This window comes from Mycobacterium simulans (genome assembly GCF_900232995.1).
In the GTDB taxonomy this organism is placed as follows: Bacteria; Actinomycetota; Actinomycetes; order Mycobacteriales; family Mycobacteriaceae; genus Mycobacterium; species Mycobacterium simulans.
This window is the reverse complement of sequence record NZ_OCVX01000003.1, coordinates 2873594-2884820: the sequence shown is the minus strand read 5'-3', so window position 1 is coordinate 2884820 and position 11227 is coordinate 2873594. Positions and strand designations below refer to the sequence as shown.

The following is an 11227-nucleotide window of genomic DNA, read 5'->3' as shown; positions in this document are numbered from 1 at the left end:
CTCATCTCCTCTATCTTCATCTCTGCCCCTCCTTCGTTTACTCCTATCTTTTTTTTTTTTTTTTAACAGAGAAGCGCGCCCTCCTTTTTTCCCCCTTTCCCGGGGCCCCGGGAATTTTTTAAAAAAAAAGGAACCCCCCCCCCCCGCGCCCCCCCCCCCCCCCCCCCCCCCCCCCCCCCCCCGGCCCCCCCGGCCCCGCCGTTGCCGCCGTTACCAATCAAGATCCCGCCGGCCCCACCAGCCTGCCCGGTCCCAGGCGCGCCATTGGCGCCGTCGCCGATCAGCGGCCGACCCAACAAGATGTTGGTGGGCGCATTGATCAGATCCAGGAGGATTTGCAGGGGCGAGGCATTCACGGTCTCGGCAGCCGCATACGCGCCGGCGTTCGCGACCAAAGCGCGCACAAACTGATCATGAAAAGCCGCCGACTGCGCGCTGAGCGCCTGATAATCCTGGGCGTAGGTGCCAAACAACCGTGCGATAACCGCCGACACCTCGTCACCCGCGGCGGCCACTACCTCCGTCGTGGAGGTCGCAGCCGCCGAATTCGCTGCGCTGAGCATTGATCCGATCGCAGTCAACTCCCTCGATGCGGCCGCTAACGCCTCCGGCGCGGCGATCAGAAATGACGACATCAGCGGCTCCCATCAGTCGCGCCCGACGTGACTTTCGGACAGTATTCGCCGCGGGGTGCGCAAAATACATACGTTTTTGGAAAAACTCGTCCCGACACGCCATTTCACTTCAAGCGCCGATTTTAAATTCAAAGCCGTCAATTAAATTCAAAATCTCGCTGCTCCGAATGCGATGACAGCCGACTCGTGGTGATGCTCCGGAACCGGACGGTGTTTCGGATCAACCTGCTCGGGCTACGTTGACCATCTCGCTTGGACATCATGCACAGTCATTAGCCGAATATGCACATCAATAACACATATTGTGCACAGCTATTTAGGTCAAATTAAACGTTCATGCGGACAGCGAATCATCCGCTTCCTGGTACGCGGGCCCGTCGCGACGAACGATGTATTCGACGTAGTCGTCATCGTCATAGTCGTAGTCGTCATATCCATCGGCAGTCACGGGCTCGCGCATCACCCGCGATCCGGTCAAGCCGACCAGGAATAGCGCAACGACGATCCCGAACAACGCGACGAACGCGGGCAGCAGCGTCGACTGCGCCATCGCGTCCGAAAACGGCTCGCGCAGGAACTCGGGCAATCGCACCGAGGTGATGCCCTCCGCAGTGGCATCATCTGGTGCCCCAGCGACGGCAGCTGCGCCGGCCGGCATCTCGGCGGCAATCCGAGACGTCATGAAGGCGGCCATGCCCGCGCTGCCGAGCACCGCCCCGAGCTGCCGAGTGGCGTTGAACACGCCCGAGCTCGAGCCGGCCCGGTCAGGTGGCAGGTTGCGGGTCGCGGTGGCCGTCAGGGGCGACCAAACGAACGCCATCGCCACACCTATCGCGCTGAACGGCAACACCAACCGCCAGATCGGCGTGCCCGGGTCCGTTTCGAACGAAAGCCAGGTCAGTCCGATCGCCAGTACTGAAAAGCCGAAACCGAGCACCGGTAGCGGATGGGATCGGTCGATGAGCACGCCGACGACCGGAGCCAACAAGCCGCTCATGATGGCCATCGGCGCGATCAGCAAGGCCGAACGAGTCGCCGACAGCCCGCACACCGCCTGGACATAGAACGTCAGCGGCAGCATCAGCGCCGTCGTCGCGAACGAGATGACCACCACCCCGACATTGCAGAGACTGAAGTTCCGGTCGCGGAAGATGTCCAGTGGGATCAGCGGCTCGTGTCTGTTGAGCGCCTGCCAGTAGATAAACACCGACATAAACCCGACACCGGCGACGAGCACCGCCCAGATCCATGGCTGCCAATGGGCTGACTGACCCTGCTGCAGTGCGAAGACGATCAGAAACATCCCTAGTCCGGACAACACGACGCCGATCCAGTCGAACCGGTGCACGTGAGTGGGCAGCACGGGAATCAGCCAAACCGCCAATCCCAGGCCAACGATGCCGACGGGGACGTTGACGAAGAAGATCCACTCCCAGCCCAGGCTGTCGACCAGCGCCCCGCCGGCTAACGGTCCCACCAGGCTGGCAACGCCAGCGGTGGCACCCCACACGGCCATCGCGGCACCGCGACGCTCGGCGGGAAAGATCTGCGTAATTGTCGACAAGGTCTGCGGGGTGAGCAGCCCAGCACCGAGACCCTGCACCACTCGGGCAGCGATCAGCATGCCGGCACTGCCTGACAGCCCACACCACACCGACGAGACAGTAAACACTGCAAGACCGATCAGGTACAGGTATTTCGTGCCGAACCGATCGCCGAGTCGGCCGGCCACCAGCAGCAGCACCGCATACCCCAGCAGATACGCGCTGGTCATCCAGACCACGGTGTCGTAGCCGATATGCAGCTTGACCATGATCGTCGGGTTCGCGACGGCGACGATGGTCGAGTCCAGCATGATCATGAAGAAGCCGATCATCATCGCCCACAGCGCATGCCAAGGGTTTCCGGAGTAGCGGCCAGCCGCCACTCGGCCCGTCGCGGTGGTCATTGAGCGCCGCTCCTCCTCATCGCTTCGCTCTGCATCGTCGCCGGCGCGGGTCATCTACAGATCTCGCTTCGGCTGACCCGCATCGCCACCGATCGAGGTCCAGCCTGCATTATTCCCGTTGGAGCCCAAACCACTAGGAAACGCCGGGCGGTCCGCAATCGTTGAACGGGGCGTTAGCCTAGGGGGACGCCGTTGGCAGGAGAGAATATGAGCCCTCGACGAACTCGGTCTTGGAACAACGCCCGGAGCAAGTCTGAGCTGGACCCGCAGCTGACTGCCACCACCGGCCGGGCGAAAGCATCCACGCGGGCATTGGCGCAGGTCATCGAACGTAGTTCGCGAATACAGGGCCCAGCCGCAGAGGCTTATGTAGACCGCCTTCGCCGCTCCCATCCGGGCGCCGGTCCCGCCGAGATCGTCGCCAAACTGGAGAAGCGCTTCGTGTCCGTCGTGACCGCCAGCGGCGCAGCGGTGGGTGCGGCCGCGACGTTCCCCGGGATCGGCACCTTGGCCGCATTGTCTGCGGCCGCCGGGGAAACCGTGGTGTTCCTTGAGGCCACCGCGCTCTTCGTGCTGGCGCTGGCCTCGGTATATGGCATTCCCCTCGACCACCGAGAACGGCGCCGGGCCCTGGTGCTGGCGGTACTGGTCGGCGACAACAGCAAGAGTGCCGTGGCCGAACTGATCGGTTCCGGGCGCACCACCGGCGGCTGGGTATCGGAAAGCATGGCCTCGCTGCCGCTGCCGGCGATCTCGAAATTGAACTCGCGGATGCTCAAGTACTTCGTCAAGCGATTCGCGCTGAAGCGGGGCGCGCTGCTGTTCGGCAAGCTGATGCCAGTCGGCATCGGCGCAATCATCGGCGCCATTGGCAACCGGCTGGTGGGCCGCAAGATTGTCCGCAATGCACGATCGGCGTTCGGTGCCCCGCCGACACGCTGGCCAGTCACCCTGCATCTGCTGCCGACTGTTCGGGATGCCAGCTAGAGCGCGGATAGCCGGTCCCTCTGTCGAATTACCAGCAAAACGTTAGCCTTTAGGAGGCAGACACCTTGCCTGCCGCCGAGGATGTGGCGTGCCCCACCAACCGGGGTACGAAGATGTGCGGGCGCTGGGGTAATGGCGCTTGCTGGACCCGTGCAGGACAAAAGAATCGAGGCGAACAGCGGCCGTGGCCAACATAAGTTCACCGTTCGGACAAAACGAATGGCTGGTCGAGGAGATGTATCGCAAGTTCCGCGACGACCCCTCTTCGGTCGATCCAAGCTGGCACGAGTTCTTGGTTGACTACAACCCCGAATCAACCTCTGAACCTGACGCAGAGCCAGTCCCTGCGACCTCGACGCCCGCAGACGCCAAGCCGGCCGCCCCGCAGGCAAAGTCGGCTGCGACGGCCACGGCACCCGCCCAGCCCGCCGCCCCTGCAGGCAATGGCTCGGCCGTGGCTGCTCCAACGGTGGCTCCATCCAAGGCCGCCGCTCCCCCGCCCGCCGAGGGCGACGAGGTGCAGGTCCTACGGGGCGCGGCAGCAGCGGTCGTCAAGAACATGTCCGCGTCACTCGACGTGCCAACAGCGACCAGCGTGCGGGCCATCCCGGCCAAGCTGTTAATCGACAACCGGACCGTCATCAACAACCAGCTCAAGCGCAATCGCGGTGGCAAGATCTCGTTCACCCATCTGCTGGGCTATGCGCTGGTCCAGGCGATCAAGAAGTACCCGAACATGAACCGGCACTACACCGAGGTCGACGGCAAGCCGACCGCGGTGACCCCGGCTCATACCAATCTTGGCCTGGCGATCGACCTGCAGGGTAAAGATGGCAAGCGCTCCCTCGTGGTCGCCGGCATCAAACGCTGCGAGACCATGCGGTTCGCACAGTTCGTCACCGCATATGAAGACATCGTCCGGCGAGCGCGCGACGGCAAGCTGACCGCCGAAGACTTTGCCGGAGTGACGATTTCGCTGACCAACCCCGGAACCATCGGCACCGTGCACTCGGTGCCGCGGCTGATGGCCGGCCAGGGCGCCATCATCGGCGTCGGCGCAATGGAGTACCCCGCGGAATTCCAGGGCGCCAGCGAGGAGCGCATCGCCGAACTGGGCATTGGCAAGCTGATCACCCTGACCTCGACCTACGACCACCGCATCATCCAGGGCGCGGAATCCGGTGACTTCCTACGCACCATCCACGAGATGCTGCTCTCGGACGCATTCTGGGACGAGATCTTCCGCGAGCTGAGCATCCCGTACCTGCCGGTGCGCTGGAGCACCGACAACCCGGATTCGATCGTCGACAAGAACGCCCGCGTCATGAACTTGATCGCGGCCTACCGCAACCGCGGTCACCTGATGGCCGACACCGACCCGCTGCGGTTGGACAAGACCCGGTTCCGCAGTCACCCCGACCTCGAGGTGCTAACCCACGGCCTGACCCTGTGGGACCTCGACCGGGTGTTCAAAGTCAACGGCTTTGCCGGTTGCGAGTACAAGAAGCTGCGCGACGTGCTGGGCCTGTTGCGCGACGCCTACTGCCGCCACATCGGCGTGGAATACGCCCACATCCTGGATCCTGAACAAAAGGAATGGCTGGAGCAGCGGGTTGAGACCAAGCACGTCAAACCCACTGTGGCACAACAGAAGTACATCCTGAGCAAGCTGAACGCAGCAGAGGCATTTGAAACCTTCCTGGCCACCAAATACGTTGGACAGAAACGGTTCTCGCTGGAAGGCGCGGAGAGCGTCATCCCGATGATGGACGCGGCGATCGACCAATGCGCCGAGCACGGCCTCGACGAAGTGGTCATCGGCATGCCGCACCGCGGCCGACTCAACGTGCTAGCCAACATCGTCGGCAAACCGTACTCGCAGATCTTCACCGAGTTCGAGGGCAACCTGAACCCGGCGCAGGCGCACGGCTCCGGCGACGTCAAGTACCACCTCGGCGCCACCGGTGTGTACCTACAGATGTTCGGCGACAACGACATTCAGGTATCGCTGACCGCCAACCCGTCGCACCTGGAGGCCGTCGACCCGGTGCTGGAGGGCCTGGTGCGGGCCAAGCAGGATCTGCTCGACCACGGCGACACCGACAGTGAAAACCAACGGGCCTTCTCGGTGGTGCCGCTGATGCTGCACGGTGACGCCGCCTTCGCCGGGCAAGGGGTGGTCGCCGAGACGCTGAACCTGGCGCATCTGCCGGGCTACCGGGTCGGCGGCACCATCCACATCATCGTCAACAACCAGATCGGGTTCACCACGGCGCCAGAGTATTCCAGGTCCAGCGAGTACTGCACCGACGTCGCCAAGATGATCGGCGCGCCCATCTTCCACGTCAACGGCGACGACCCCGAGGCGTGCGTGTGGGTGGCGCAACTGGCCGTGGACTTCCGGCAGCGGTTCAAGAAGGACGTCGTCATCGACATGCTGTGCTACCGCCGGCGCGGTCACAACGAAGGCGACGACCCGTCGATGACGAACCCCTACATGTACGACGTTGTCGACAACAAGCGTGGGGTCCGCAAGAGCTACACCGAAGCCCTGATCGGCCGTGGCGACATCTCGATAAAGGAAGCCGAGGACGCGCTGCGCGACTACCAAGGCCAACTCGAGCGGGTGTTCAACGAGGTCCGCGAGCTGGAGAAGCACGGTGTGCAGCCCAGCGAATCAGTTGAGGCCGACCAGATGCTGCCCGCAGGGCTGTCCACCGCGGTCGACAAGTCGTTGCTAGCCCGAATCGGCGACGCATTCCTGGCCCAGCCGGACGGCTTCACCCCACACCCGCGGGTCCAGCCGGTTCTGGAAAAGCGCCGGGAGATGGCCTACGAAGGCAAGATTGACTGGGCGTTCGCCGAGCTGTTGGCGCTGGGTTCACTGGTGGCCGAGGGCAAGTTGGTGCGGCTGTCCGGGCAGGACACCCGCCGCGGCACCTTCTCGCAGCGGCATTCGGTGATCATCGACCGCCACACCGGCGCGGAGTTCACGCCGCTACAACTCCTGGCGACCAACAAGGACGGCACGCCCACCGGCGGCAAGTTCCTGGTCTACGACTCGCCGCTGTCCGAGTACGCCGCCGTGGGCTTCGAGTATGGCTACACCGTGGGCAATCCGGACGCTGTGGTGCTGTGGGAGGCGCAGTTCGGTGACTTCGTCAACGGTGCGCAGTCGATCATCGACGAGTTCATCAGCTCCGGAGAGGCCAAATGGGGCCAGTTATCGACGGTGGTGCTGCTGCTACCGCACGGACACGAGGGACAGGGGCCCGACCACACCTCCGGCCGGATCGAACGCTTCCTGCAGCTGTGGGCCGAGGGTTCGATGACCATTGCGGTGCCGTCGACGCCGTCGAACTACTTCCACCTGTTGCGACGGCACGCTCTGGACGGGGTCATGCGTCCGCTGATCGTATTCACGCCGAAGTCGATGCTGCGCAACAAGGCAGCGGTCAGCGATGTCAAGGACTTCACCGAGATCAAGTTCCGTTCGGTGCTCGAGGAGCCGACCTACGAGGACGGCATCGGTGACCGCAGCAAGGTCACCCGGGTCCTGTTGACGTGCGGCAAGCTCTACTACGAGCTGGCAGCACGGAAAGCAAAAGACAACCGCGACGACATCGCGATCGTTCGCCTCGAACAGCTGGCCCCGCTGCCGCGGCGGCGTCTGCGCGAGACACTGGAACGCTACACAGGCGTCAATGAGTACTTCTGGGTGCAGGAAGAGCCGGCTAACCAGGGCGCGTGGCCGTCGTTGGGCCTCACGCTGCCAGAGGTGCTCCCCGACTTGCTCAGCGGCATCAAGCGCATTTCGCGCCGGGCCATGTCGGCGCCGTCGTCAGGCTCGTCGAAGGTGCACGCCGTCGAGCAACAGGAGATCCTGGACACGGCGTTCGCCTAATGCCACCGCGAGCGTGCGTGTTTGTTCAGCGGCACGCCGCATCGGCCGGCATTTTGCGCACACCCGTGGGGTGATGGCGCGCGGTAGGGCTGGCCCTGAACCTCGTCGATTTCTCCGCCTGAACCACCCGCTGCTAAACGGGACCACCGGTACCGGCTAACGTCGAAAAGCAAACGACCGAGGGAGGTGCTCTCATGCAGGGGTTCGCTGGAAAGGTCGCCGTGGTTACGGGGGCGGGTTCGGGCATCGGGCAGGCGCTGGCCATCGAGTTAGGACGCTCTGGTGCCAAGCTGGCGATCAGCGACGTCAACATCGAAGGGCTGGCGGAGACCGAGGAGAAGCTCAAGGCAATTGGTGCGCCGGTCAAGGCCGACCGGCTCGACGTCACCGAACGCGAAGCCTTTCTGGTCTACGCCGACGCGGTCAACGAGCACTTCGGCAAGGTGAACCAGATCTACAACAATGCCGGCATTGGGCACACGGGTGACATCGAGGTCTGCCCGTTCAAGGACATCGACCGGGTGATGGATGTCGATTTCTATGGCGTGTTGAACGGCACCAAGGCATTCCTGCCATACCTGATCGCCTCAGGGGACGGCCACGTCATCAACATCTCCAGCGTGTTCGGGTTGTTCTCGGTGCCGGGTCAGGCGGCCTACAACGCGGCTAAGTTCGCCGTTCGCGGTTTCACCGAGGCGCTGCGGCAGGAAATGATCGTGGCCGGCCATCCCGTCGGCGTGACCACGGTGCACCCGGGCGGCATCAAGACGGCGATCGCACGCAACGCGACCGCGGCCGAGGGGCTGGATGCCGAAGAGCTAGCCCGACTGTTCGACAAGCGGGTAGCTCACACCAGCCCGCAGCGAGCCGCCCAAATCATTCTCGGGGCGGTGCGCAAGAACAAGGCCCGGGTGTTGGTCGGCCCGGACGCCAAGATCCTCGACATTGTCGTGCGGTTGACCGGTTCGGGATACCAGCGGCTGTTCATGCCCGTGCTCGGCGGGCTTATCCCCGCCAAGCACCGCACGTCAACGCCCTAGCGGGTGCTCGGCAAGCCACGCGTCGGCCACCGCTTGCGGGTCGGCGCCGCCGGCAACCTTTCGGAGCATCTCGACGAGGGCAGCGGTGTCGAGCACACCGGCGACTTCGTTGATCGCCAGCAATTGCCGATCGGTTAGCGCGTTGCGCCGATAGAGCGGCACCACGTTCTCGGCTTGTATGAGCGCGTTTTTGCCGTCGGCCAGCACAACCAGGTCCGCGGGAATGCCGGGGTCGGCGGTGGTGGTCCATGCCGCGGTCAGCTCGTTAGCCCTAAGCGCCGCGAACATCGTTGCGTCATCGGCAAATTCACGCGTGGCGGGCAGCCGGCAGGCACCCACCCCCGACGGGGCGCGAAAGCCGCGGACACTCCCGACGACCAGCCCGCCACAATGCCGCGGCAGCAGGCTCAAGTCGCTGCCGCCCCAGGCCTGCGCGGTGGCCGGGGTCACCACGAGCGCGGGTTTGTCTTCGGCGGCGGTGGTGTAGTCACCCGCGGCTACGCCCTCGGGCAGCGCCGAGTTCATCACCCGGTAAACCTGGGCGTCGGACAGTGCTGAGGAGCTCGGCTGCAATGCCTGCAGGACCTTACCGGTGAAGCCGGGGACGACGGTGAATGCGCCGGCATCCAGCTTCGCCATCGGGTCGTCGGCGGTTTCGGCTCGCGCCGCAAAACCGTACGACCGAAGCGCCGCGACGTAGATGCCGGCCAACAGCTTCGACTCAGAGTCGGGCCCGGATCCGACGACCAATTCCGGGCGGTGGTCACGGTTTTCGGCCGCACAGCCAGCCACAGCGATCGCGGCGGCGAGCAGCAGCGCAGTCAGCCTGGCGATCCTCACCCCGTGGCGTCTGATGCTTCTGCCGCCAGAGCCACGGCTCCTGCCACCGCTTCCCCAACTCGCAGGTCCAGTGGGCTGGGGACGATCCGGTCGAGCGCGAGTTCGTCGCTGACGACGGAGAAGATCGCCTCGGCTGCGGCCACCATCATCTTTTCGGTGATCTGACGAGCTCCGGCGTCCAGCGCCCCGCGAAACACCCCAGGGAACGCGAGCACATTGTTGATCTGGTTGCAGAAATCGCTGCGACCGGTAGCCACCACTGCGGCGTACTTGGCCGCAATTTCGGGGTGTATCTCCGGGTCAGGGTTGGACAGCGCGAACACGATCCCGTCGGGCGCCATGCTGGCGATCAATTCTTCGGGAACCATACCCGCGGAAACCCCGAGGAATACGTCGGCACCGTGGAGCGCTTCGGCCATGCCTCCCGTGACACCGCGCGGATTGGTGCGTCGCGCCAGATCGACCTTGACGCTGTTCATGTCGTCTCGTCCGGTGTGCAGGATGCCGCGCGAGTCGAGCACCGTGATGTCGGAAACCCCCATTGCGAGAAGCAGATTCGTGCACGCCACACCTGCGGCACCGGCGCCGGACACCACCACCTTCAGCGAGGACATGTCCCGGCCGAGCGACTTGGTGGCGCCCATCAGTGCGGCCAGCACGACGATTGCGGTACCGTGCTGGTCGTCGTGCATTACCGGGCAGTCCAGCGCCTCGATGAGCCGTCGCTCGATCTCGAAGCAGCGCGGCGCGGAGATGTCCTCCAGGTTGACGGCGCCAAACGTGGGCCGCAGCCGCACCAGGGTCTCCACGATCTCGTCGGGATCCTTGGTGTCCAGCACTATCGGGATCGCATCCAACCCGCCGTATGCCTTGAACAGGGCGCACTTGCCCTCCATCACCGGCAGCGCGGCCGCAGGTCCGATGTCGCCCAGCCCGAGTACCGCGCTGCCGTCGCTGACGACGGCCACCAGCCGATTCGCCCAGGTATACCGGGCGGCCAGGGTGTGGTCGCCGGCGATCGCGCGGCTGACCTGCGCCACGCCCGGGGTGTAGGCAATCGACAAAGCGCGCTGGGTGTCCAGCGGTGCCTGCAGCGCTACGGAAAGCTTTCCGCCCACGTGGGCCTGAAAGATCTCGTCGTCTTCGATGACGATATGTGGCGGCAAGTCGATTTTTGGCACGGGGTCGAGGGTACTGCAGCGCTAGCCGGACAAAACGCCAAACGTGCTGTCCAGTATCGCGATACCCTTTGACCTGGCCTATCGTTCGATTTCGCCTGCTGAGGGGCCCATTATGGCGTATCTGATTGCAGCACAAGACATGTTGACGGCGGCGGCGACGGATTTGGAGGGCATCGGCTCGGCCCTGGCCGCTGCCAATGGCGCGGCCGCCGCTCAAACCACCCAGGTGCTCGCGGCGGGCGCCGATGAGGTGTCTGCGGCCGTCGCGTCGCTGTTTTCTTCTAATGCCCAGGCCTACCAGGCGCTCAGCGCTCAGGCCGCAACCTTTCAGCAGCAGTTTGTGCGGGCGTTGAATTCCGCCGGGGCGTCATATGCCACTGCCGAGGCCGCGAATGCCTCGCCCATGCAGCAGGCGCTGGATGTGATCAATGCGCCCACCTCACTGCTGTTCGGGCGCCCGCTGATCGGTGACGGCGCCAACGGCGGTCCGGGGCAGAACGGTGGGGACGGCGGGTTGTTGTACGGCAACGGCGGCAACGGCGGGGCGGTCCTGCTCCCCCGGGAGCCCCGCGGGGGGGGGGGGCGGGGCCGGGGGGGTCGGTTTTGGGGGGGGCGGGGCCCGCTTGCTTATTTCCCGTCGCTCCGGGTGTGCACCTTCCTATTTCGTTGCTCCCTCCTCCCCGCCGGCTCTA

The 11227-nt window shown here is 64.5% G+C and carries 5 protein-coding genes and 3 pseudogenes; 4 read left to right on the top strand and 4 right to left on the bottom strand.

What is annotated here, in order from left to right:
• Positions 1-98 precede the first annotated feature (98 nt).
• Both MSIMFI_RS29265 and MSIMFI_RS13895 read right to left on the bottom strand, forming a co-directional pair.
• Positions 99-635: pseudogene (locus tag MSIMFI_RS29265) on the bottom strand (PE family protein); the annotation flags it as partial.
• 376 nt (positions 636-1011) lie between these two features.
• Positions 1012-2583 (bottom strand): annotated as a pseudogene (locus MSIMFI_RS13895) (MFS transporter); the annotation flags it as partial.
• 207 nt (positions 2584-2790) lie between these two features.
• Here MSIMFI_RS13895 and MSIMFI_RS13890 point away from each other — a divergent pair.
• The 3 genes from MSIMFI_RS13890 (at position 2791) to MSIMFI_RS13880 (ending at position 8514) form a co-directional block, all read left to right on the top strand.
• Positions 2791-3570, top strand: coding sequence for a hypothetical protein (locus MSIMFI_RS13890; protein WP_186244197.1), 780 nt, complete (start codon positions 2791-2793; stop codon positions 3568-3570).
• A 184-nt stretch (positions 3571-3754) separates the two neighbouring features.
• Entirely contained in the window at positions 3755-7474 is a 3720-nt protein-coding gene (locus tag MSIMFI_RS13885; protein WP_191497631.1) for a multifunctional oxoglutarate decarboxylase/oxoglutarate dehydrogenase thiamine pyrophosphate-binding subunit/dihydrolipoyllysine-residue succinyltransferase subunit, read from the top strand.
• 194 nt (positions 7475-7668) lie between these two features.
• Positions 7669-8514: an SDR family NAD(P)-dependent oxidoreductase gene (locus tag MSIMFI_RS13880; RefSeq protein WP_191497630.1), complete on the top strand. Its 846-nt coding sequence runs from the start codon at positions 7669-7671 to the stop codon at positions 8512-8514.
• On the opposite strand, the gene MSIMFI_RS13875 is transcribed toward MSIMFI_RS13880, so the two are convergent.
• Positions 8503-9354 carry a glycine betaine ABC transporter substrate-binding protein gene (locus MSIMFI_RS13875; protein ID WP_191497629.1) on the bottom strand — a complete coding sequence of 284 codons (852 nt, stop codon included), beginning with the start codon at positions 9352-9354 and terminating at the stop codon, positions 8503-8505. The two genes, MSIMFI_RS13880 and MSIMFI_RS13875, sit on opposite strands and share 12 nt — an antisense overlap.
• Positions 9351-10535, bottom strand: coding sequence for an NAD(P)-dependent malic enzyme (locus tag MSIMFI_RS13870; protein WP_191497628.1), 1185 nt, complete (start codon positions 10533-10535; stop codon positions 9351-9353). The genes MSIMFI_RS13875 and MSIMFI_RS13870 overlap by 4 nt, the downstream gene beginning before the upstream one ends.
• A gap of 112 nt (positions 10536-10647) precedes the next feature.
• On the opposite strand from MSIMFI_RS13870, the pseudogene MSIMFI_RS13865 reads away from it, so the two are divergent.
• Positions 10648-11152: pseudogene (locus MSIMFI_RS13865) on the top strand (PE family protein); the annotation flags it as partial.
• Positions 11153-11227 lie beyond the last annotated feature (75 nt).

Bases quoted from the DNA above. Each gene is read 5' to 3' on its own strand.
- MSIMFI_RS13890 (WP_186244197.1), top strand. From the start codon at position 2,791: ATGAGCCCTCGACGAACTCGGTCTTGGAACAACGCCCGGAGCAAGTCT.
- MSIMFI_RS13880 (WP_191497630.1), top strand. From the start codon at position 7,669: ATGCAGGGGTTCGCTGGAAAGGTCGCCGTGGTTACGGGGGCGGGTTCG.